Here is a 23,306-nt window from a genome sequence, read left to right as displayed (position 1 = left end):
AGAGCATCATGGCGAATACAGGTGAGTTGGGTGTTCATTCCGAGGTCGGGCAATTGCGCAAGGTGATGGTGTGCGCGCCAGGGCTCGCGCATTCGAGGCTCACGCCGAGCAATTGCGATGAATTGCTGTTCGACGACGTGCTGTGGGTCGAGAACGCGAAACGCGATCACTTCGACTTCGTGACGAAGATGCGCGACCGTGGTGTCGAAGTCGTGGAGATGCACAACCTGCTCGCGGAAACGGTGGCGGTGCCCGAAGGCAAGAAGTGGATTCTCGATAACCAGGTCGTGCCGAATCAGGTCGGCCTTGGCTTTATCGACGAATTGAGAAGCTATCTGGAAGGGCTCGACAATCGCAAGCTCGCCGAAACGCTGATTGGCGGTTTGTCGACGCACGACTTTCCGGAAGCGCACGGCGGCAAGGCACTCGAAGTCGCAAAGGAAGCGGCGGGTGGCACCGAATATCTGCTGCCACCGTTGCCGAACACGCTTTACACGCGCGACACGACCTGCTGGATCTATGGCGGTGTGACGTTGAATCCGCTGTACTGGCCCGCGCGGCATGAAGAGACGATCCTCACGACGTCGATCTACAGGTTCCACCCGGACTTCGCGGGCAAGGTCAACGTGTGGTGGGGCGATCCGACCGAGGACCACGGTCTCGCGACGCTCGAAGGCGGCGACGTGATGCCGATCGGCAAGGGCGTGGTGCTTATCGGCATGAGCGAGCGCACCTCGCGTCAGGCCATCAGCCAACTGGCCGCCACGCTCTTCAAAAAGGGCGCGGCCGAACGCGTGATTGTTGCGGCCATGCCGAAGATTCGCGCGGCCATGCACCTCGACACGGTATTCACGTTCGCCGATCGCGACTGCGTGCTGGTTGCGCCGGACTTCATGGCGAAGACGCGCACATTCTCGTATCGCCCGAGCAGCCATCCGAGCGGCGTCGAACTGCACGCGGAGAACCAGCCGTTCACCGACGTGGTGGCCGAAGCACTGGGTTTGAAGAGGCTGCGCGTTGTCGAGGCGGGCGGCAGCGATTATCAGCGCGAGCGCACGCAGTGGGACAGCGGCGCGAACCTCGTGTGCGCAGCACCCGGTGTCGTCTACGCCTACGACCGCAACACGTACACGAACACGCTGCTGCGCAAGCAGGGCATCGAGGTGATTACGATCGTCGGTGCCGAGCTTGGGCGCGGTCGTGGTGGCGGTCACTGCATGACGTGCCCGATTATTCGCGATGCGGTGGACTATTAACCGCTCCAGCAGATAAGCGGAAAGGCATCGTTCGGTTGCCGCGTTTGCGGCAAGCGGCAGCGCATTCACGGCGACCGGATCTTGCCGGGCGGACGCAACTTCGTTGCGGCCGCTGTCCGGTTGCGGCCAAATACGGGGGCGAGCTCAAATGAAAAGGCCCGGGTCACCTCAGCCGGTCACGCTGACCGAGGCGATCATTCCGATCGCCAGCCTCGTCGTACTGGTGGGACTGTCCTATTACCTGTTCGGCGACGCGGGCGCGAGCGGCCCGAATCAGGTGGGGCTCGTCGTCGCCACGATGATCTCGGTGTTCATCGGCTGGCGCCACGGCCATACGCTGGCTTCGCTCGGCGAAGCCGCGGTTGCCAGTGTCAGCACCGGCATCGGTGCGATCTTCATCCTGTTCGCGGTGGGTGCGCTGATCGGCACATGGGCGCTGAGCGGTACGCTCGTAGGCATGGTCTATTACGGGCTGAAGCTTCTAAGTCCGAACTATTTCTATGTGACGGCGGCAGCGATCTGCGGTTTCGTTTCGATGAGCATCGGCAGTTCATGGACCGTCGCCGGCACGATCGGTATCGGACTGATGGGCATCGCGCAAGGCATGGGACTGAGCCCCGCGATCACGGCGGGTGCAATCATTTCGGGCGCGTATCTGGGCGACAAATCCTCGCCGCTCTCGGACTCCGCCAATCTCGCTGCCGCCGCGGCCGGTGTCGAGTTGTACCGGCATCTTCGCGAGGTTTTCCTAACCTCGGCGGTGGCGATGGTCATCTCGCTCGGCGTGTTCTATTTTTTCGGCCGGCCCGGCGATTTCGACGCGAGCGCCGAGATTCAGGCGATGCGCGGCGCGTTCCTTATCTCGCTGTGGCTGTTTCTGCCGCTGATTCTCGTCATCGTGCTCGCCGTTTTCAAAATACCGCCATTTACCGCGATCTTTCTCGGCGCGCTGGCGGGCGGCTTGCTCGCGGTCTGCGTGGCGCCCGAACGCGTGATCGCGTTTGCTGCCGCGAGGTCCGACGTGCCCGTGTGGCTCGCACTCGTCAAAGGCGTATGGCTTGCGCTCGCGAGCGGCTACAAGGCGTCGACGGGCAATCCCGCACTCGACATTCTCGTCACACGTGGCGGCATGGAGAGCATGCTCAGCACGATCTGGCTCATCATTACCGCGCTCGCATTTGGCGGTGTGGTCGAAAAGTGCGGTGTACTCGAGCGTCTGATCGAGCCAGTCATCCAGAAAGCGAAGAGCGCGGGCGCGCTGGTGGCCTCGCTGGTGGGCGCGATTCTCGCCACGAATATCGTGACCGCCGATCAGTACATCGCGGTCGTGCTCCCCGCGCGCATGTTCAGGTCGGCTTTCGCACGACGCGGCTTCGAGCCGGTTGTGCTGTCGCGTGCGGTCGGCGATACGGGCACGCCAACCGGGGCACTGATTCCGTGGAATAGCTGCGGCGCCTATATGGCGGCGACGCTCGGCGTGTCCACACTCAGTTACGCGCCATTCGCGGTGTTCTGCTTCCTGAGTCCGCTGCTGACGATTGCGATTGCCTACGCGGGTATCCGCATGCCACGTCTTGCGGCCGGTGCTACAGAGGGGTCTGCATCCGCATCCGCTTCGACGGAGTCCGCGTCATCGTATCCAGACGAATGAAACCTGGTAAGGCGATTGATTCGAGCTGAGGCAATTTCGCCATGCTCACGAATCGTTTGAATAGCGTTCTTTTCAGTTCTCGTTGTGATGTATGTCGTGTTGGTTTGCCGGGCCGCTTGAAGTCGAAAAGCTATTTACTATACTTTTAACGACTTCGAGAAAGCCCTGATTTCGTAGTTCATTCCTTTCTTTTCCCGCAGGGAGGTTTGACCATGAACAGACGCATTATCTCGCAGCTCGTTGCCTTCTCTTTTTCCGGTATTTCTCTGATTGCGATTGCGGCGAGACCGCCGCCGGACGCGGGCGGTGGCCCGATGGCCGGACCGGGCCGTCAGCAGGTGATGCCGTCCATTCCGCATCGGGACTGGCACAACGGCCAGCGTGTGCCGAACGAATACCGCCATAACAATTTCGTCATGGACGACTGGCGCGGGCACGGCCTCAAGGCGCCCCCGCGCGGACATAGATGGCTTGGGATCAACGGGGATTATGTGCTCGTATCGACGAACAACTGGGCTATTTCGACGATCGTCAGCGGCACGCAATGACGCAGTGACATTGCGCGCGCGGACATGTGCGCATGTCCGCGCTTCGTTACGTGAGTCGATGCACTGCGCCTGGCGGATCAGGTCAGCGAACACGTGAGCCAGTGATGGATGAGGCTTGCATCGAGCACCATCTCCTGCCGCGTCGGCGCCCCGAGTAATACGATAGTCTCTGGCCTGCCGTGTACGAGTACATGGATCACGACACAGTGGCCGGCCTCGTTTACGAATCCGGTTTTCTGCAACACGATAGGCCAGTTGTCGAAGCGAACCACCGGATTGGAGTTGACGTAGCGGAGTTCGCCATAGCCGGGGTGGGCGACGTAAGTACGGTCCGTCGTGAACCGATGGATGAGCGGATCGCGCGCCGCAACGGCAACGAGACGGGCCAGGTCTGTTGCTGTCGACACGTTATGCGGCGACAGGCCCGTCGGGTCACGGAACTGCGTGCGACGCATCTGGAGTGTGCGAGCCTCGTCGTTCATCGCTGCCACGAATGCGGGCCGCCCACCCGGGAAATCGCGGCTCAAGGCTGCGGCGGCCCGGTTCTCCGAAGACATCAAGGCGACATGGTACATATCGCGGCGCGAAAGCCGCGAGCCGACCGACAGCCGCGACCCCGTGAACTTGATCATGTCGCGATCACTCGCCGTGACCTGCAGAACGCCGTCGAGTGGCCGATGAGTTTTGCGCGCGACCACTGCGGTCATTAATTTGGATATCGAAGCAATGGGCCGGACTTTGTCGGCACGGCGGGCGAGGAGTGTCTTTCCGGTTCGGACGTCGACGACATAGATCGAGTCCGAATGGAGCCGATGAGCCGCGTGCCTGTCGTAACCGCAGCGGGCGAGCAGGCGTGGCCCCGCAGTGCTGTGGTGTGCAGAGTGTCGTGTGTGCCGCAGGCGTCTGCGCTTGTGCCCGGCGATATGATGCTGCACGCGCAATGGATGCGATGTCACCGCCGGCCGACGCCTGGACGATTTGCCGTTGCTCGTGGATGGCCCCTGCACGGACGCACTCCCTGGATGCGACGCGAATGCGTTGGTCACGAATGCGGATGCAACGGCGAACGCGACAATCATGACACGGCACGTGCGACCACGAATCAAGCGTGCGGCTACCCCAATCAAACAGCCATCTCCCTGTTGCGGCCGCCTTGCGGGGCAGGGCGCACCGGACGAAACGGAATGGCAAAAGCCGCGAGTCCTTCTGCCGAAGGGCAATAGTTTGCGGTACCCGGCTTTATGCCGTCAACCCTGAAATGGACGGACACCGCTTGTATTTAGTTCGTTATCCAATTTAATTGGAAAAATGATCCGATAATAGGTGTCGATTTTACCGGTATGACGGGGTGCTATATCGGACGCTAATTTTGCAAAGGTAGACGTCACTGCACGAATTGCTTATACTTTTCTGCGTTTCCATCACGTAATGACATATCCAATGGTGTACCGCGCGTCCTGTCCAGAGTGGCAATTCGTGTAGGTTTCACCGCATCAAACAGGGCCTCCGGTCCTTGCGCAGCACCTATCGTGCTGCCGCAATTTCTGCCGCCGTCGGGCGGCATCGTGCTCCAACGCGCTACGCGTTGCTGGGCGGAAAGCGACAACTGTACGAACGCGTGAGCGTTTGTCAGGTCCCCGATCACGCTCAATCGCCATAGGGGGCCTGGCTTGCTGCATGGCCGATGCGCCGGGCAGTCCGCTTCCTCATGTCGTTCGATATAGCGTCTTTCCTGTCCGTATTCATCACACGCTAAATCGACAAGGAGGAGTCTCGTCATGACGCAACGCACCGCCCGGATCATGGGCAGTCTGATTGTGGTCGTCGCCATCGCTGCGGCACTGGCGCTCGGCATCGGTGCCGACACATTTCGCAGCCGGGCTGGCGATCTCGCCTACTACACGGGGCAGCATCTGCTGCTCGTCGGTTATTCGATGGCGCTCGCGATTCTCGTGGGCGTGCCGGCCGGGGTCATCCTCAGCCGGCCGAAATTCAGGCGGCATGCGGAACGCGCGATGCAGATTTTCAACGTCGGTAACACGATTCCCTCGCTGGCCGTGCTGGCCATCGCGCTCGGCGTTTTCGGCATCGGCAGCGTGCCGGCCATCGTCGCGCTGTTTCTCGCCTCGCTTCTGCCGATCACGCGCAATACCTACGAAGGCGTGAAGAACGTGCCCGCCGCGCTGCGCGAATCGGCGCGCGGCATCGGTATGACCGGCTGGCAGTCGCTCACGCGCGTCGAGTTGCCGAATGCGATGCCCATCATCATCGGCGGCGTGCGCACCGCGCTTGCAATCAACGTTGGAACCGCACCGCTCGCTTACCTGATCGGCGCCGATAGCCTGGGCTCGCTGATCTTCCCCGGCATCTACCTCGACAATCAACCCTTGCTGCTGATGGGCGCAGCGTTCACCGCCCTGATCGCGCTCGCGCTCGACATGCTCGTCGCGGCGGGCAATCGCCAGTGGCTCATTCGACATGGAGCCGTGGCATGATTTCCCGTTTGACGAAAGGCGGCATACGCCGTGTTCTGCATCTCGCAAGCGCCTGCATGATCGCGCTTCTCGTCGCGGCGCCGTGCGCTTCGGCATTTGCGTCGACCATCCGGCTCGGCGCGAAGAACTTCACCGAACAATACGTTCTCGCGGAAATCACATCGCAATACCTGCGCTCGCGCGGCTACACCGTCGAGGCGCACTCGGGTCTCGGCAGCACGCTGATGCGTAGCGCGCTGGAAAACGGACAGTTCGACGTGGTGTGGGATTACACCGGCACGGCGGCGCTCGTCTACGACAAGATCGAAGAAAAGCTCACACCGCAGCAGATGTACGAGCGCGTCAAGGCGCTCGACGAACCGCGCGGCCTGATCTGGCTCGACGCGTCGCCGGTCAACGATACCTATGCGCTCGGCTTGCCGGGCCGCGTTGCGCAACGCACGGGTATTCGCACGGTTTCGGAACTTGCCGCGTACATGGCGAAGCATCCGGAATCGAAGCACTTCGTCTTCGGCATGGATGCCGAGTTCGCGAATCGCCCGGACGGTCTGAAGCCGCTGCTCGCGGCCTACGGCATGCATTTCCGGCGCGCGCAGCTCAAGCAGATGGACCCCGGGCTCGTCTATACGGCGCTGCATAACGACCAGTTGACGATCGGGCTCGTGTACACGACCGACGGCCGCGTGAACGGCTTCGGCATTGTGCCGCTCGAAGACGATCTGCACTTCTTTCCGCCCTACAACGCTGTGCCGATCGTGCGCAAGGAAGTGCTGGAACGCAATCCGCAACTCGCGAAGCAGCTCAACGCACTCTCCGCGGTGCTGAACAACGACGTGCTGCAGAAGATGAACAAGGAGGTCGATCTGGACGGCAAACCCGTGCAGGACGTCGCCGCCGAGTTCCTGCGCACGCATACCTTACCGTGAAGGAGTCCGCATGAGCGTAATCGACTATCTGTTATCGAACTGGCAGGACCTGCTGCACCTCACGCTGCAACATATCAATCTCGTGGGCATTGCCGTCGGCTGCGCGATCGTCGCGGGCGTTCCGCTAGGCATCCTGATCAATCGTCACGCGTGGCTCGCCGGGCCGCTGCTCGGTCTCGCGACCGTGATTCTCACGCTGCCCTCGATCGCGCTGTTCGGGCTGATGATTCCGGTGTTCTCGCGCTTCGGGCAGGGCATCGGCGCGCTGCCTGCGATTACGGCCGTGTTTCTCTATTCGCTTCTGCCGATCATGCGCAATACGCACCTGGCGCTTGCCAGCGTGGACGCCGGCATCAAGGAAGCGGGCACGGGCATCGGCATGACGGCCTGGCAGCGGCTGCGGCTCGTCGATTTGCCGCTTTCGGTGCCGGTCATTCTGGCGGGTGTGCGCACGGCGGTCGTGATGAACATCGGCGTGATGACGATCGCCGCCGTCATCGGTGCGGGCGGCCTCGGCACGCTGATCGTGCGGGCCATCGGCCAGAGCAGCATGATGAAGCTCGTGGTAGGGGCGGTGCTCGTCAGCATTCTGGCCATTGTCGCCGACCTGATTCTGCAGGCGCTGCAACGCGCCTTGACACCGAAGGGAGTACAAAAAACATGATCGAACTCGACAAACTGACCAAGACGTTTCCGCGCAAGGATGGACAAACCGTACGCGCCGTCGACTCGGTGAGCCTTTCGGTGCCGGAAGGGGAAATCTGCGTGTTCCTCGGACCGTCGGGCTGTGGGAAAACGACCACGCTCAAGATGATCAACCGCCTGATCGAGCCGACTTCCGGGCGCGTGCTCATCAACGGCGAAGATACGGCGGGCCTCGACGAAGTGAGCCTGCGCCGGCGTATCGGCTACGTGATCCAGCAGATCGGCCTGTTTCCGAACATGACCATCGAGGAGAACATCACGGTCGTGCCGCGTTTGCTCGGATGGGACAAGCAGCGTTGCGCCGCGCGCGCGGCTGAACTGATGTCGATGGTGGCACTCGATCCGAAGCTATACCTGAAGCGCTATCCGCGCGAACTGTCCGGCGGCCAGCAACAGCGCATCGGCGTGATCCGCGCGCTCGCGGCCGATCCGCCGGTGCTGCTGATGGACGAACCGTTCGGCGCAGTCGATCCGATTAACCGCGAATCGATCCGCAACGAGTTCTTCCAGATGCAGCGCCAGCTCGGCAAGACGGTGATCATGGTGAGTCACGACATCGACGAGGCGATCCAGCTCGGCGACCGCATTGCCGTGTTCCGTCGCGGCCAGCTGATCCAGTACGACCACCCCGACACGCTGCTCGCGCGGCCTGCCGACGAGTTCGTCGCGCAGTTCGTGGGTCAGGACAGCACGCTCAAGCGCCTGCTGCTCGTGAAGGCCGGCGACGCCGCCACGCAGCCCGAGACCGCGCAGGCCGGCACGTCTCTGGCTCGGGCCTTTGCCACGATGGATGAAAGCGACACGCGCCACCTGACCGTGCTCGATGAAGCCGGGCGGGCGCTCGGATACGTGGCCCGCCGGGCGGCGCGTGGCGCCGAAGGTGTGTGCGGAGACCGGCTGAGCAACTTCCCCGCGACGGCGTCAATCGACGACAACCTGCGTATCGTGCTGTCGAAGATGTACCAGTTCGCCGCGTCGTGGTTGCCGGTGCTCGACAACGAGGGGAGCTACCTCGGCGAAATTACGCAGGACTCGATCGCCCAGTACCTCAGTTCGGGCCGCTCGCGCCAGGCGATGGCCGCCTGAGGGTCAGCGCGATTCGGTGCGCGCGGCATCGAATCGTTAGCACGCGTCCCGTTTTGCCAAACACGTCGCAAAACGGGACGCGTGCGATGCCGCGAGGCATCTTTCAGGAATGAACCGTACCAGCGGAGAACTGCGCATTCTGTTTGAGCAGTGCGGGAGCCAGGAAAGCGCCGATCGTGAGGCCCATGCTTTCGTGATGGCTCGCGTACCAGCCTTCTTCGTGCGTCAGGTTCATCGTGCCGATGCACACACCGTCGTAGGCAATGGGAATGTTCAGTATCGAGCCGAGGCCCATGCCGGCCATCACCGCGTGGTCGTCGAACGCTTCGCGAATGCCTTGCGAGGTGGCGGCGCGAAACGGCCTGAGATCCTGCAAGATCTGTTTTGCCCAGGCGGTGCCTTGCTTCTTCTTGCGGCCGCCAAGCGGATAAACGTCCGGCATGTTCGTGTAGACGCGTTCGACTTCGTGGTGTTGCGCGTCGTACGACATGATCGTCAACAGCCTGAAGCCTATCGTGCTCGCGGCTACCTCATGAACCGCGCGGAAAATTTCGTGCGGCTGATCTTTCAGGCGGATCGCCATCGCGAGACGTTCGAGGTCGGCAATGGTCAGTGCCTGCGTGTCGCGCAGCGCAGGCTCGGTCGGGTTGGCTTGCATCGTTTGCATGGAAGAGTCCGAAAAAGGGCGGTGCGTTCAGCTGTGCAGGCGGGAAGAAGACTTGAGCTGGCCCGCTGCGTCAGGCGCCGCTGCGAACTCGCTGGCCTCGATGTCTTCCAGCGAGCGGTTGCGCGTTTCGATGCCGAGGAAGAACACGACGCAAGCACCGATCAGCAGCACCGCCGTGGTCATCGCGAACACCCCGAGGAAGCCCGATAGCGGATAAACGAGGCCGACCAGAATCGGCGCGCTCACTGAGCCAATGCGGCCGAACGAGGACGACGATCCGGTGCCGGTCGTACGCACCGCGGTCGGAAACACTTCCGGGGTGTAGGCATAGACGCCGGCGAAAGCGCCGTTCATGAAGAACGACAGCGCGATGCCCGCGGCCATGATCTCGAGGCCGGAGTGAGAGAACGCGAGCGTGATCGCCGCAATTCCGCCAAGCAGCATGTAAGACGCGACCACGCCTTTGCGGCCGATCTTTTCATTGAGCCATGCAGCGGAGAAATAGCCGGGAATCTGCGCGCCGTAAATCGCAATCGAATAGCCGAAGCTCTTCGTGATCGTGAGTCCTTCCTTGACGAGCAGGCTCGGAATCCACGAGAAGAACGAGTAATACGCGAAGGCCACCGAGAACCACATGAGCCAGCTCACGGCGGTAGTGCGCGCGAGCCGCGGCGACCACAGCGCGAGCACGTTGTGCAACGCGCCACCGCTTGCGGGCGCGGCCGTGGGCAGCGGGGCCGCGGTGCTTGCCGCGCTCACGGGGGCGAGCGTAATGCCTTTGCCGACGAACCATGCTTCGATTGCGCTGACGATGTCGTTTGCCTCGGTCGCGCGGCCCTGGCTTTCGAGCCAGCGCGGCGATTCGGGCAGCGTTCTGCGCCACCACAGCAGCATGACGACGGGCAGTGCGGTGATGACCGCGAGATAACGCCAGCCGTCGGCGAAGTTGCGCACCACGGCGAAACCGAGAATCGAAGAGCTCAGGTAGCCGAACGACATGAAGCCGACCAGCGCGCCGCAGAACATGCCGCGATAGCGCCGCGGCACGAATTCGGCGAGGAACGGTGCGATGACGACGGTCTCCGCACCCGAGCCGAAACCGGCGACCACGCGTAATGCAAAGAACGTGTGCCAGTCCTGTGCGGTGGCACTCGCGAGCGACGCGACGCAGTAGATCGCGAGCGCGCTCATCATGATGCGGCGGCGGCCGATCACGTCGGCAAGCACGCCCGAGAGGAACGCGCCGAAGAAGTAGCCGATATAGGTGCTACTCGCGACGAGGCCGGTTTGGGCGCTCGTCAATTGCCAGAGCTTGCTCACGACCGGCAGCAGGAAGGCGAGTGACGACGAATCGAGGCCGTCGAACATGTATCCCAGTCCGCCGATCAGCAGCAGTCTGCGATGAAAATTCGATATCGGCAGTCTTTCAAGACGGGCGGCGACGGCGGACACGGCAACTTCTCCTGATGATGCTGATGAAAATGGCGCGGCGAGCGCCGCGCGTTCTGTACTTCGGACTGCTTATCGCCCGATTGCGTAGGCTTGCATCTGACGCGGCGTGGCGGCGCCTCGCAGCAAACCGTTTCTGATGCTGACCGCGCACACGCGGCCCAGCGCCCACGGTTCCGCGACGGTCAGGTCGTGACCGCGCGCGCGCAACTCGGCGAGCGTGCTTTCCGGGAAGCGCGACTCGGCGGACATCTTGCCGAGCTGCATCGCACGCGGATAGAACGAGCCGGGGAAGTGCGCGGTCTGGAACGACGGCGCATCGACGGCGGCCTGGAAGTTCATGCCGCCATGCACGTGCTTGAGGAATAGCTGCAGCGACCATTGATCCTGCTGATCGCCGCCCGGCGTGCCGAAGGCCGCGTAGGGCTTGCCGTCGCGCGTGACGAGCGTGGGCGACAGCGTGGTGCGCGGACGGCGGCCCGGACCGAGCGACGAAGGCAGGCCCTCTTCCATCCAGAACATCTGCGCGCGCGTCGTGACGTTGAAGCCGAGGCCGGGCACTGCCGGCGACGCCTGCAGCCAGCCGCCGGACGGCGTGGCCGAAACCATGTTGCCCCAGCGGTCGACGACGTCGAGATGCACCGTATCGCCGCGCAGTTCAGGCAGCGGCGCGAACGTCGGTTCGCCCTGGCCGAAGCCGCCCGCCTGTTCGCGGCCGGCATTCGCGATGATGCGCGCAGCGCGCTGTTCGCTGTCGCCGAGTTGCCCTGGGCGGAATTCGAACGACGCGCGGCGCGGATCGACGAGCTTGCGGCGCTCGTCGTTGTAGGCGTCGCTGAGCAGCACGTCCATCGGCACATGCGAAAACGCGGGGTCGCCGTAGAACACGTCGCGATCGGCAAATGCGAGCTTCGAACACTCGATGACCGTATGAACGAAGTCCGGCCCGAGCGGGTCCATCGCGCCGAGATCGAAACCCTTGAGCAGCGCGAGCTGCTGCAGGAACATCGGCCCCTGGCCCCACGGTCCGGTCTTGTGAACGCGCAGGCCCGCGTAGTCGTACGAGACCGGGTCTTCGTAGGTGGGCTCCCAACGCGCCATATCGCCTGCATCGAGCAGGCCGTAATTGCGCTGGCCCGAGGTGTCGAGCACGGCCGTCGAACGGAAATACTGGTCGATCGCATCGGCGACGAAGCCGCGATAGAACACGTCGCGCGCGCGTTCGCATTGTTCGGCGCGGTCGCTGCGCGTATTCGCTTCGCGCAGGATGCGCTTGTAGGTCTCTGCGATCGCGGGATTGGCGAACAGATGGTTGGGCGTCGGCACTTCGCCGTTGCGCAGCCACTGCTCGGCCGAGGTGGTCCATTCGGTGCGGAAGAAGTCCTTGATCGCAAGGATCGACGCCGCCATGCGCGGCAGCACCGGATAGCCGTTTTCCGCGTAACCGATCGCGTAGCTCAGCACGTCTTCGAGCGGCAACTGGCCGTAATCGCGCAGCATGGCCATCCATGCGCCGAACGCGCCCGGCACCACGGCGGGCAGCAGACCCGTGCCCGGCACGACGTCGAGCCCCAGGTTGCGCATCCGTTCGATGGTCATGCGCTCGGGCGTTACGCCCTGGCCGCACAGTACGCGCACCCGGTCTTCGCGCGCGCTATAGAACACGACCGGCAGTTCGCCGCCCGGACCATTCAGATGCGGCTCGACGATCTGCAGCACGAAGCCGGCTGCCGCGGCGGCATCGAACGCATTGCCGCCTTTTTCGAGGGTGGCCATTGCCGAGGCGCTCGCGAGCCAATGTGTCGAGGACACCATACCGAAGGTGCCGATCAGTTCCGGACGGGTTGTAAACGACATGCGCGACTCCTTTGCGACAGCGGGACCAATGATAGAACCAATTATGAATGGTTCCATTGTAAAAGATAGAAGAGTAAGGCTAATGCAACCCGGTTGCACCCGGTGTTAACCCGATATACACGGCCAGTATAGCGGATAAAAAATACCCTGAAGGACGGCGTGCGGTCTCGCCGGGATTCTGATATCGTTTAAACCAATTAATATTGGTTCGGAAAAAATGGAAAAGCCAGTACTGGATGCGTTGCTCGACTACATTGCCCAGCATCGCCTGAAGGATGGCGATGCGCTGCCGCCCGAACGGACGCTTGCGGAAGAACTGGGCGTGAGCCGCCGCGAGTTGCGCTCGGCGCTGGCGTCGATGGAAGCCTCGGGCCGCGTGTGGCGTGGCGTCGGCCGTGGCACTTATCTCGGCGCCCGGCCGCTAAAGTTCGCGCCTACGCTGCGGGGGCTGCGCGTCGGCACCAGTCCGGCGGACATCGCCGAAATGCGCCTGCTGTTCGAACCGGCGCTTGTCGCACTGGCGGCGACGAAGGCGAGCGGTGACGATCTGCAGGAGCTGGAAAAGTGCGCGCGTAAAAATGCTGCCGCGAAAACCGACGACGAATGGCAGCAATGGGATCACCGCTTTCATCTGCTGATTGGCCAGGCTACGCGAAATCCCGCGCTGATTGCGTTGATGGAAGTCATCAACGGTATGCGTGTGAAACCGGAGGTCCGCGAAAAAACGGCCGCGCAGGAGACGCGGCAGTATTTCGCGCAGCAGCACCAGGAGATCGTCAATGCGCTGAAAGCACGCGACGCGGAAGCGGCGGCGCGCTACATGCGCGAGCATTTGCTGAGTGTTCAGTGGCGCGCGTCGGCGAAGGTGGATGAAGTCGTGGCGCGGCAGATTTGAAGAATGCGTTTTTCCGGCTTTTTTTCTACTGCGCCAGTTTTCTGTTCAACCGGCGCATGCCGTTGAACACCGCATCGGCGACGTCCATCGGAAAGTCGTCGGGCAGTTGCGACGATACTTCATCGATGACCGTATCGGTTCGCGCGGTCAGTTCGTCGATCATCGTTTCGACGGCCGCGGCGGAAAAACCGGTGCGTTGTCCTTCGGCAATCCAGTGTCTTCGCTGGATCTGATTGAGCAGGTAGTGGACGTTTTTGCCGCGAACGGCCATCGCGAGTTTCACTCTTTGCACGGCTAGATGGCTCGGCCCCGAACCGATGATCGGATGCGCGGAGAGCACGTCGTAAAGCGGCGTCGATTCGTAACGATTGCCCGCGAGATGCGCGATGCTGAAGTTCTTCGCATGGCCATCGGTGGCGGCGAGTAGCCAGAAAATCATCTGCGTCGTGAAAAAGTTGCGCCGGTCCGTTGCGGCGCGAGACGAGCCGGCGAGTACTTCCATGATGGTCTCGATACCCGGGCCGCCATCGGATTCGTATTTATGAAGCGCCGATGTGCCGGTTGCCTGGCACATGTCTTCTTGCGGCAGCCGCACGATCCACGTTGCGTCGCTCGATGGTCTGCGATCGAACCGCTCGACGATCAATGCTTTCTCTTCGTCGAAGCGCGCGATTTCGCAGTGGGCAACGGGCAGGCCGTAAGCGGCGACGATGTGCGAACAGAGCCATTCGTTTTCGACCGACGTGCGCATGTCGGCGCGCATGTTGCCGACGAGCCCGAGCGGCAGCTTGAAGATATGCGTGGTCGGCGTGCTGCCTTCGGGCAGCAGCCAGCGATTGCGATGACGAAGCAGCGCGGTTTTCTCCTGCGCCCCGGCGATCGACAGGCGCAGGTCTTCGAGCGGATCGTGCTGGCCGAGCGGTGCCGCCGAGGTCGTGCCGCGCAGCAGGGCGGCGACGTCGCTTTCTCCAAGCGCGCGTCCCTCGATGCTCGTGAGGTCGGTGGGCGCTTCGTCGGGCGGCAGCATCTGCAGCGCGCCGACGCAGTCGCGGCCGAGAGCGGCAAGCAATGGAAACGGCGCGGTGCTGCCGGTCCGGTAACGCGTGGCGATGCGGCGCCGGATCGGTTCGCTGTCGGGCAGCAGATTGTCGAAATAGTCCGCGACGATCTGGCCGCGATATGGCTGATTGCCTGGTGTAAAAGGCAGTGACAGCGAGAGCGGGCGCCCTTGCGGATCGTCGATCCATTCGTCGAGATACGTCAAACGCTCGCCGTTGCGTGTCGTTTCCCAATAGCCGACCTGCAAGCCGTTCATCCACAGATTCAGGCGGCTTTGTGTGTTGCGTGCCATGCTCACCATTCCTCGCGTTTTTTGCCGGTGCTTGCGGATTTCGCGGCGGCGCGCGTCGGTTCGGACGCGCTATTGCCGCGCGCGGCGCGGCGCGTGGTCGTGCTGGCGGGCGGCTTCTTCGCGGCGGTTCGCGGGCGAGCGGACTTCGCCGCCGATGTTGGCTGTTTGCGCGGCGTTGCGGTGGTGCGCTTTTCGCCGATGCCTGCCGTGGTAGTGGTTTTGCCGCCGACGCGCCGGGTGGGCGCACGGCTGGTTGATGGCGGCGCGACACTTGCCTCGGCGGCTTCGCCTGGCGCCGCGCCGGTCTGCACGAGTTTCAGATCGACCTGCAATATCCGCAAGACCTTGAACAGACGTTCGACGCTGACGGCGGCCGGATTCGCTTCGAGTTGCGCGTAAGTCTGCTGCGTGACGCCGAGGCGGCTGGCCATCGCGGCCTGGGTGAGTGCGGCGGCTTTCCTGAAGCCTTGCAGGATCGGTCTCAACTGGCTCAGCGTCTTGATGGGGTAGTCCACGACAGGTCTCCGGCCGGCTTCGGCGTGACAACAGGCCAAAGCCTGTAAATGACTCGTACAGTCTATACCCTGTATTTTTCAAATACAAGCTAAAGACTGTTAATGCCGAAGATATGGCCGTTCGGATCGGCGTGACGCGGATAGAACATTTAACGCAACTAACGGTCAACAGCTTCAACCCCTTCTTTCGCTGCTTCGCAGCCATTCCAGACTATTGCCATCAGGTCGCGATCGAGCGTAACTGAACCGATCGAATTTGAATAATTGAAACGTCAATCGCTCTTTATTGATTAATGTAAAAACATTGAAAATTGAGAGGAAAAATAGAAGATCATATTTCACAAAAAAGTGACGAAACTCATATGTAATGCTTCCGGCATATAAAAGATTCGTTCAATAAAGCGATGAGTGTTTACGCGCATTGCATTCCTTTACCCGTTATTCGATCGTCAATTTATTCAATAGCATTGTTGCGCGAAGGGCACGACAGCAGGCTTGGAAATTACAGAAAACTCTGTAGACTCTATGGCGTGCCTGAGGCGCACGCGCGTTAGCAAACCATTTGAATTCGTCGAGAGAATTTCAGGTCTCGCAATAGCTATTTCTCTATTGAACCTGATTCGATGAACCATGCCGACCCGGTGAACCTGAAAAGGAGATTCGACGAGAACGAGACCGATCATTCTTCCAAATAACTCGATCGATGCCGCGGATATTTCGGCGGCAGGCCGCTGGAGAACATTATTTCCATGGAGTATGTAATGGCAATCAAACCACAATGGCGAACGCTGTTATCTCTGACTTTCCTGTCGCTGGCCGTGATGAGCAACGTCGCGCGCGCGGACAACATTCCAATTGTCACGGGTCAGCAATGGATGGAGTCGTCGCCGGAAGCGAAGAAAGCCTATCTCGTCGGGATTGCCAATCTGATCGAAGTCGAGCGCGCCTATGCCGGCAATGCGGCGAACGCCAGCGACATCGCGCAGCGCTTTGGTAAAGGCATGCAGGGGCAGACGCTCGACAGCGTGCGCGTGGGGCTCGACAACTATTACGCATCCAATCCGACGATGATCCAGCACCCGGTGATCGAGACCCTCTGGTTCCAGATGGTCGTGCCCGGGCTGAAGAAAAACCAATAAGGAGAACGATCATGAAACGACTTGGATGGATCGCGAGCATCGGAACGCTGGTTGCGATGATCGGCTGCACGGACATGAGCCCGCAGGCGCAGGGAACGATGAGCGGCGCCGCGCTCGGCGCCGGCGCGGGAGCGGGGATTGCGGCGATCTCGGGCGGCGATGCCTGGACCGGCGCGATCATCGGCGGTGCGGCGGGCGGTGTGGCCGGCAATATGCGCGGCCGCTAATGGAACGATGAGCAGGGGTGTACGGGACGCGGCATGTATCGCGTCCCGTACTTTATTCATGAACCGGATGGCTTGATCCGATTGAGCGAGTCATCGGGCGAGTCGATCTTTTCCATGCCGCTGAAAGGTGTTCGTTGCATCGGCTCCTTCACAACTTCCCCACGACGTCCCCACGACCTCCCCACGATGAGTGCGGGAATTCCGTGCAGTTTTCCTCGCGTCGAATTCCGGATAGCGCAGCGCGTCGATCTGATCGGCCTGTTTCATTCGCGCTTGCGGCATCGCCGCGCACCTCAGGTCGTTATGCTAATCATCCGGCAGTGCCTGCCGTGCAACGGCCATAGAGTTTGAACGGATGATTAAAAGACCTTAGGATATCCAGACCGGAACGCCGTCGACACGACGGTCTCAGCGTCCGACGCGGACAGCAGTCTGCGTTGCGGTGCAACCTTCATCAAGAGAACACGAATGCTACGCACGTCGCTGAAGGTCATCAAGATAAGTGCATGGGTTGTGATTCTGTCGGCCGTACTCGCACTCGGTCTGCGCGCATGGTACTCGCAGCGCGGTCCGGCGCTGTCGGTCTGGCATACCTATGTGCCGCGCGAAATGACCGCGGAAGAGATGGACACCGGCGACTGGAACGCCTATATGAAAGCGGAAGCGCGCATTTTCGAGGACGTGCGCGTCAATGTCGTCGAAAAGCTGAAGCCGTCCGAGCGCGTTGCGGCGAACCGGTATTACGAGGGCTCGCCGATCTTTCCGCCGCATTTTGCCTACGACTGGAATCACTCGTACATACTCGAACCGTCGGGGCCGCCCGTTGGCGCGGTGGTGTTGCTGCATGGCATGACGGATTCGCCGTACAGCTTGCGGCATATCGCACGCAACTATCGTGATCGCGGTTTTGTCGCGATCGGCATCCGCTTGCCGGGGCACGGCACCGTGCCGGCCGGGTTGACCGACGTTCACTGGCAGCAATGGGCCGCGGCCACCCGGCTTGCAGTGCGCGAAGCGCGCCGGCGTATCGGCCCGGACAAGCCGCTCGAACTGGTCGGCTTCTCGAATGGCGGCGCGCTGGCGCTGCAATATGCACTGGATGCGATCGAGAACCCGGCGCTTACGCGTCCGACTCGCGTCATTCTGATTTCACCGATGATCGGCGTGACGCGTTATGCGCGCTTTGCCGGTCTCGCGGGACTGCCGGCGATATTGCCGGCATTCGAGCGCGCCGCATGGCTTGGCATCGTGCCGGAGTTCAATCCGTTCAAGTACAACTCGTTCCCGGTGAATGGCGCGCGGCAGTCGTATCTGCTCACGAGCGTCATTCAGGAGCAGATTGCGAGGCTCGAGCGCGAGAACCGGCTCGCTACGTTGCCGCCGATTCTCACGTTCCAGTCGGTGACCGATTTCACGGTCAGCACGCCCGCGGTGATGTCGTTGCTCTATGACAAGCTTCCCGAGAACGGCAGCGAGGTCGTCCTGTTCGACGTCAATCGCAGCGTGCGTTTCAGGACTTTCCTGCGCGTCGCGTCTTATACGGCGCTGTCGCGGCTGCTGCGCATTGGTCCGCAGAACTATCGCACGACGGTCATCGCCAATGCGTCGCCGGACTCGGCACATATGATCGAGCGCAGCGTCTATGCGGGCGAAGTGCAAACGCGCGTGCAGCCTTTGGACATCGATTATCCTCAGGACATCTTCTCGTTGTCGCACGTCGCGATTCCGTTCCCGATCACCGATGCGTTGTACGGCATTGCGCCGGACGACTCGGAAAACTTCAACGAGAACCTCGGCACACTCGCGCCACGTGGTGAACGCGGCACCTTGATTCTGACGCTCGACTCGATGTTTCGCATCGCGTCGAATCCGTTCTTCCCGTATCTGCTGCAACGTATCGACGAAGGCATCGGCAGGTTGCCGCCGGCGGTCGTCAAATCGCCGCCGCGTACACATGAAACCGCAGCGGGGCAGCCCGAAGATGCTGAGGAAGAACTCAATGCGCTCGAGCAGGCCGGTTCCGGCGAGCCAGAGCCTTGAGCACTTGAAGTGCGGGCGTTTTGAATCGGGCCGGCGGTGAGCGTCGCCAGGTATGATGTGCGTTCCGTGACTTTCGCGTACTCGCCCCGCGCCACACCATGACGTCCAGGCCACCTGTTCCGCCCCGCATGTCCGATGTTGCCCGGCGCGCGGGCGTTTCGAAGATGACCGTCTCGCGTGTGCTCGCGGGACGCAGCGTGTCGCAGACGACTCGCGAGCGGGTCATGAAGGTCATCGACGAACTTGGCTACGTCGCCGATGCGGCGGCGGGCGCGTTGTCGTCGGGACGCTCGGAGTTCGTCGCGGTGCTGGTGCCGTCGCTGTCGAGCTCGAACTTCTCGGACACGGTGCGCGGGCTCAATGCCGCGTTGAGCCCGCACGGTTTGCAGCTCCTGCTCGGCGACACCGACTACCGTCTCGACCAGGAAGAACTGCTCGTGCGTTCGATGCTGCGTCATCAGCCGCGCTGCGTCGCGCTGACGGGCAGCCGGCATACCGAGGCGACGCGCATGCTGTTGCAGCGCGCCGGCATCCCGGTTGTCGAGATGTGGGACTTGCCGGCCGATCCGATCGATACGGCCGTCGGCTTTTCGAACTCGGCGGCGGCGCGCGCAATGCTCCGGCATCTGCATGAACGCGGGTATCGGCGCATCGGTTTTATCGCGGGCGAGAGCGAACGCGACCGACGCGGCCTTGACCGGATGCGCGGTTACGTCGCCGAAATGAAGGCGCTCGGGCTCGGCGCGCCGCGCGTGATCCGGCTCGGCGATTCGCCGATCACCATGAGTCATGGCGCGCCGGCGCTCGGTGCCTTGCTCGAAACGTGGCCCGATACCGAGGCCGTGATGTGCGTGAGCGACATGTCGGCGTTCGGCGCAATCATGGAGTGCCATCGCCGCGGGCTGTCGGTGCCGGACGATATCGCCATCGCCGGTTTCGGCAACTTCGAGGTGTCGTGGTGCTGCCAGCCGACGATGACGACCGTGTCGGTGGACGCATACGGAATCGGCTTGCGGGCGGGCGAGACATTGCTCGCCGCGCTGGCCGATCGCGAGGCCGGGCGCGAGCCGCATAGGAAAGCGGTAAAGATCGACTTCACGGTGATTCCGCGTGAAAGCGCCTGAAAATACCTGAGCCGGTACGCAGGCCGCAGGCGTAGCGGCGCCGTACGGCATCGCCGGGGCTCCTGAATCACGAGGCGCTTTGCAGGGCCACATAAGCAGCCAGGGATATCCCTTGGTTGTTCGGATGCCACGCCACGCGTAACATCGGCGAACCTATATGTTACCGGTAACTATACACGCCCAGGTAACCCTCAGGACAGAGAGAAGCATCATGTCAGCATCCAACCCACGCCGGCTGCGCAGCCAGGAATGGTTCGACGATCCCGCGCACGCGGATATGACGGCGCTGTACGTCGAGCGTTTCATGAACTACGGTCTGACGCGCGAAGAACTGCAATCGGGCCGGCCGATCATCGGCATCGCGCAGACGGGCAGTGACCTCGCGCCGTGCAACCGGCATCACATCGAGCTCACGGCACGCACGAAGGCCGGCATTCGCGACGCGGGCGGCATTCCGATGGAATTTCCGGTACATCCGCTCGCCGAGCAGAGCCGTCGGCCGACCGCCGCGCTCGACCGCAATCTCGCGTATCTGGGCCTCGTCGAAATCCTGCATGGTTTCCCGCTCGACGGCGTGGTGCTGACCACCGGCTGCGACAAGACCACGCCCGCCTGCCTGATGGCGGCGGCCACCGTCGACATGCCGGCGATCGTGCTGTCCGGCGGCCCGATGCTCGATGGCTGGCACGACGGCAAGCGCATCGGGTCGGGCACCGTGATCTGGCATGCGCGCAATCTGCTCGCGGCCGGCGAGATCGACTACGAAGGCTTCATGGAGTTGACCACGGCGTCCTCGCCGTCGATCGGCCATTGCAACACGATGGGCACGGCCTTGTCGATGAACAGCCTTGCCGAAGCGCTCGGCATGTCGCTGCCCGGCTGCGCGAGCATTCCGGCCGCGTACCGCGAGCGCGGCCAGATGGCCTACGTGACCGGCAAGCGCATTGTCGATCTGGTGCGCGAGGATGTGCGGCCGTCGCGGATCATGACGAAGCAAGCCTTTGAAAACGCGATCGTGGTCGCGTCGGCGCTCGGTGCGTCGACCAACTGTCCGCCGCACCTGATCGCGATCGCGCGGCACATGGGCGTCGAACTGAGTCTCGACGACTGGCAGCGAGTCGGTGAACAGGTGCCGCTGATCGTCAACTGCATGCCCGCTGGCGAATATCTCGGCGAGAGCTTCCATCGCGCCGGCGGCGTGCCTGCCGTGATGCGCGAGCTTGCGAAGGGCGGCCTCGTGCACGAGCAATGCCTGACCGTGTCGGGCCGCACGATGGGCGAGATCGCAGCGGCCGCGCCCACGCCGGATCGCGAGGTCATCAGGACGACGGACGATCCGCTCAAGCACGGCGCGGGCTTCATGGTGCTGTCGGGCAACTTCTTCGACAGCGCGATCATGAAGATGTCGGTGGTCGGCGAGGCGTTCCGCAAGACCTACCTGAGCGAGCCCGGCGCGGAAAACAGCTTCGAGGCACGCGCGATCGTGTTCGACGGTCCCGAGGACTATCACGCGCGCATCAACGATCCGTCGCTCGCGATCGACGAGCGTTGCATTCTCGTGATTCGCGGTGCGGGCACGGTCGGCTATCCGGGCAGCGCCGAGGTCGTCAACATGGCACCGCCGGCGGCGCTCGTGCGCGAGGGCATCACTTCGCTGCCGACGCTCGGCGACGGACGTCAGAGCGGCACGTCCGCGAGTCCGTCGATTCTGAACATGTCGCCGGAAGCGGCGGTGGGCGGCGGCCTCGCGTTGCTGCGCACGAACGACCGCATTCATGTCGATCTGAATTCGCGCCGCGTCGACGTGCTGGTCGACGAAGCAGAACTCGCGCGACGCCGCGAAACCATGCAGTTCGAGATTCCGCCCGCGCAGACGCCGTGGCAGGAGTTGTATCGCAAGACGGTCGGCCAGCTTTCGACCGGCGGCTGTCTCGAACCGGCAACGCTCTATCTGAAGGTGATTGCCGAGCGTGGCAATCCGCGGCATTCGCATTGACATGCAGGTGACAAGACCGGGCTTCGCAGGCGATGCGACGCCCGGCCTTGCCCGTTCCCCACTTATCCGAAAGAGCCCGTTCCATGTCCGCAACGTCCCCTTCCCGCTTTCTTCCTGGCGACCTGAACGACGCGTTGCTCGTCGGCCGCGTGTGGCGCAAGACCGAACAGCACGAAGGACCCTGCGTGGTCGTCGTGCGCGGCGGCGAGGTGTTCGACATCACCGCGGCGGTGCCGACCACCGCGGATCTGTTCGAGCGCGACGATGCCGCGCAGTTTACGCGCAGCACGCCGGGCATATCGCTCGGGCCGGTCGCGCAGCTGATCGAGGCGAATCTGGCTGGCGCCGGCGTGCCGGCCGTGCGTTTGCTCGCGCCGTGCGACGTGCAGGCGATCAAGGCCTGCGGCGTCACGTTCGCGGTCAGCCTGATCGAGCGTGTGATCGAGGAACAGGCGGGCGGCGATCCGGCGAGGGCAACGGAAGTGCGCGAGACGATCGCGCAGACGATCGGCACGGACCTGTCGAAGATCAGGCCAGGCTCGGAAGCCGCGATGAAGCTGAAGGCCGAACTCGAACGGCGCAATGCGTGGTCGCAATACATGGAAGTCGGAATTGGTCCGGATGCCGAAGTATTTTCCAAGTCGCAGCCGATGTCGGCGGTTGGCTTCGGCGCGGACGTCGGCCTGCTCGCCGCGTCGGTGTGGAACAACCCGGAACCGGAGATCGTGCTCGCGGTGAATAGCCGCGGCGGCATCGTCGGCGCGGCACTCGGCAACGACGTGAACCTGCGCGACATCGAGGGCCGCTCGGCGCTGCTGCTCGGCAAGTGCAAGGACAACAACGGCTCGTGCGCGATCGGCCCGTTCGTGCGTCTGTTCGACGACACGTTCTCGCTCGACTCGGTGCGCAGCGCGAGCGTGTCGCTGCGTGTCGAAGGCGCCGACGACGACTTCGTGCTCGACGGCGTAAGCCATATGAGCGAGATCAGCCGCGACCCGGCCGACCTCGTCGCGCAAACCTGCGGCCGCCATCACCAGTATCCGGACGGTTTTATGCTGTTCCTCGGCACGATGTTCTCGCCGATCAAGGACCGCGACGCGCCCGGCGGCGGCTTCACGCATCACCTCGGTGATCGCGTGACGATCTCGACGCCGCAACTCGGCGCGCTGATCAACACCGTGCGCCTCTCGACGGAAATCGAACCGTGGACGTTCGGCGTGCGGGCGCTGTATCGCAATCTCGCGGTCCGTGGTCTGCTGGGTGCCGCGTGACGCCGTTGTCGCGAGTTTGAATATCGACGGCGCGAGCCCTTCGCGCCATGAACCCTCGTCGCGGTGCGGCGAGGGACTGCCAGCCTGTCGCCAGACTCACCCGTGCAA

Annotated in this window: 20 protein-coding genes; 14 read left to right on the top strand and 6 right to left on the bottom strand. The window is 62.6% G+C overall.

What is annotated here, in order from left to right; genetic code table 11:
- Positions 1–8 precede the first annotated feature (8 nt).
- The 3 genes from arcA to F3J19_RS03365 all read left to right on the top strand — a co-directional run bounded on the left by arcA (position 9) and on the right by F3J19_RS03365 (position 3,455).
- On the top strand, positions 9–1,256 hold the full coding sequence (gene arcA / locus F3J19_RS03375; protein WP_167037623.1) for an arginine deiminase: 1,248 nt from the start codon (positions 9–11) through the stop codon (positions 1,254–1,256).
- Positions 1,257–1,404: 148 nt separating this feature from the next.
- On the top strand, positions 1,405–2,907 hold the full coding sequence (locus tag F3J19_RS03370) for a Na+/H+ antiporter NhaC family protein (RefSeq protein WP_167037620.1): 1,503 nt from the start codon (positions 1,405–1,407) through the stop codon (positions 2,905–2,907).
- 212 nt (positions 2,908–3,119) lie between these two features.
- On the top strand, positions 3,120–3,455 hold the full coding sequence (locus tag F3J19_RS03365) for an RcnB family protein (protein ID WP_167037617.1): 336 nt from the start codon (positions 3,120–3,122) through the stop codon (positions 3,453–3,455).
- 77 nt (positions 3,456–3,532) lie between these two features.
- Here F3J19_RS03365 and F3J19_RS03360 read toward each other — a convergent pair whose 3' ends face one another.
- Entirely contained in the window at positions 3,533–4,582 is a 1,050-nt protein-coding gene (locus F3J19_RS03360; RefSeq protein WP_205192515.1) for a serine hydrolase, read from the bottom strand.
- Positions 4,583–5,233: 651 nt separating this feature from the next.
- Here F3J19_RS03360 and F3J19_RS03355 point away from each other — a divergent pair.
- The 4 genes from F3J19_RS03355 to F3J19_RS03340 are packed head-to-tail and all read left to right on the top strand — an operon-like array spanning position 5,234 to position 8,667.
- On the top strand, positions 5,234–5,950 hold the full coding sequence (locus F3J19_RS03355; protein WP_167037611.1) for an ABC transporter permease: 717 nt from the start codon (positions 5,234–5,236) through the stop codon (positions 5,948–5,950).
- A 56-nt stretch (positions 5,951–6,006) separates the two neighbouring features.
- Positions 6,007–6,876 (top strand): glycine betaine ABC transporter substrate-binding protein, encoded by an 870-nt coding sequence (locus F3J19_RS03350; protein WP_205192535.1) that lies wholly within the window; start codon positions 6,007–6,009, stop codon positions 6,874–6,876.
- A gap of 10 nt (positions 6,877–6,886) precedes the next feature.
- Positions 6,887–7,540, top strand: a complete 654-nt coding sequence (locus F3J19_RS03345; RefSeq protein WP_167037605.1) for an ABC transporter permease — start codon at positions 6,887–6,889, stop codon at positions 7,538–7,540.
- Positions 7,537–8,667, top strand: coding sequence for an ABC transporter ATP-binding protein (locus F3J19_RS03340; protein ID WP_167037602.1), 1,131 nt, complete (start codon positions 7,537–7,539; stop codon positions 8,665–8,667). Before F3J19_RS03345 ends, F3J19_RS03340 begins: the two co-directional genes overlap by 4 nt.
- Positions 8,668–8,770: 103 nt before the next feature.
- On the opposite strand, the gene F3J19_RS03335 is transcribed toward F3J19_RS03340, so the two are convergent.
- From F3J19_RS03335 to F3J19_RS03325, 3 genes are all read right to left on the bottom strand, one after another.
- Positions 8,771–9,334, bottom strand: a complete 564-nt coding sequence (locus tag F3J19_RS03335; RefSeq protein ID WP_167037599.1) for a GAF domain-containing protein — start codon at positions 9,332–9,334, stop codon at positions 8,771–8,773.
- 27 nt (positions 9,335–9,361) lie between these two features.
- Positions 9,362–10,786, bottom strand: a complete 1,425-nt coding sequence (locus tag F3J19_RS03330) for an MFS transporter (protein WP_167037596.1) — start codon at positions 10,784–10,786, stop codon at positions 9,362–9,364.
- Between the two features lie 69 nt (positions 10,787–10,855).
- Entirely contained in the window at positions 10,856–12,640 is a 1,785-nt protein-coding gene (locus tag F3J19_RS03325) for a gamma-glutamyltransferase family protein (protein ID WP_167037592.1), read from the bottom strand.
- 217 nt (positions 12,641–12,857) lie between these two features.
- On the opposite strand from F3J19_RS03325, the gene F3J19_RS03320 reads away from it, so the two are divergent.
- A complete protein-coding gene (locus tag F3J19_RS03320; RefSeq protein ID WP_167037589.1) occupies positions 12,858–13,535 on the top strand; it encodes an FCD domain-containing protein in 678 nt (225 codons plus the stop codon).
- A 25-nt stretch (positions 13,536–13,560) separates the two neighbouring features.
- Here F3J19_RS03320 and F3J19_RS03315 read toward each other — a convergent pair whose 3' ends face one another.
- Both F3J19_RS03315 and F3J19_RS03310 read right to left on the bottom strand, forming a co-directional pair.
- Positions 13,561–14,886 (bottom strand): type II toxin-antitoxin system HipA family toxin, encoded by a 1,326-nt coding sequence (locus F3J19_RS03315; protein WP_167037586.1) that lies wholly within the window; start codon positions 14,884–14,886, stop codon positions 13,561–13,563.
- A 2-nt stretch (positions 14,887–14,888) separates the two neighbouring features.
- Positions 14,889–15,401 carry a helix-turn-helix transcriptional regulator gene (locus tag F3J19_RS03310; RefSeq protein WP_167037583.1) on the bottom strand — a complete coding sequence of 171 codons (513 nt, stop codon included), beginning with the start codon at positions 15,399–15,401 and terminating at the stop codon, positions 14,889–14,891.
- A gap of 761 nt (positions 15,402–16,162) precedes the next feature.
- Here F3J19_RS03310 and F3J19_RS03305 point away from each other — a divergent pair.
- The 6 genes from F3J19_RS03305 (at position 16,163) to F3J19_RS03280 (ending at position 23,198) form a co-directional block, all read left to right on the top strand.
- Positions 16,163–16,540 carry a hypothetical protein gene (locus F3J19_RS03305; RefSeq protein WP_167037580.1) on the top strand — a complete coding sequence of 126 codons (378 nt, stop codon included), beginning with the start codon at positions 16,163–16,165 and terminating at the stop codon, positions 16,538–16,540.
- Between the two features lie 11 nt (positions 16,541–16,551).
- The gene (locus F3J19_RS03300; RefSeq protein ID WP_167037577.1) at positions 16,552–16,767 is read left to right on the top strand and encodes a YMGG-like glycine zipper-containing protein; all 216 of its coding nucleotides are present in this window, start codon (positions 16,552–16,554) and stop codon (positions 16,765–16,767) included.
- 468 nt (positions 16,768–17,235) lie between these two features.
- Entirely contained in the window at positions 17,236–18,807 is a 1,572-nt protein-coding gene (locus F3J19_RS03295; protein ID WP_167037574.1) for an alpha/beta hydrolase, read from the top strand.
- 128 nt (positions 18,808–18,935) lie between these two features.
- Entirely contained in the window at positions 18,936–19,931 is a 996-nt protein-coding gene (locus tag F3J19_RS03290) for a LacI family DNA-binding transcriptional regulator (RefSeq protein ID WP_167037571.1), read from the top strand.
- Positions 19,932–20,142: 211 nt separating this feature from the next.
- Positions 20,143–21,927, top strand: coding sequence for an IlvD/Edd family dehydratase (locus F3J19_RS03285; protein ID WP_167037568.1), 1,785 nt, complete (start codon positions 20,143–20,145; stop codon positions 21,925–21,927).
- 83 nt (positions 21,928–22,010) lie between these two features.
- The gene (locus F3J19_RS03280) at positions 22,011–23,198 is read left to right on the top strand and encodes a fumarylacetoacetate hydrolase family protein (protein WP_167037565.1); all 1,188 of its coding nucleotides are present in this window, start codon (positions 22,011–22,013) and stop codon (positions 23,196–23,198) included.
- The last annotated feature ends 108 nt before the right edge of the window (positions 23,199–23,306 follow it).

This window comes from Burkholderia sp. Ax-1724, from assembly GCF_011752995.1.
Classification (GTDB): Bacteria; Pseudomonadota; Gammaproteobacteria; order Burkholderiales; family Burkholderiaceae; genus Paraburkholderia.
Note: the sequence above shows the minus strand (reverse complement) of the source record. Positions and strands in the feature narration are given on the sequence as shown.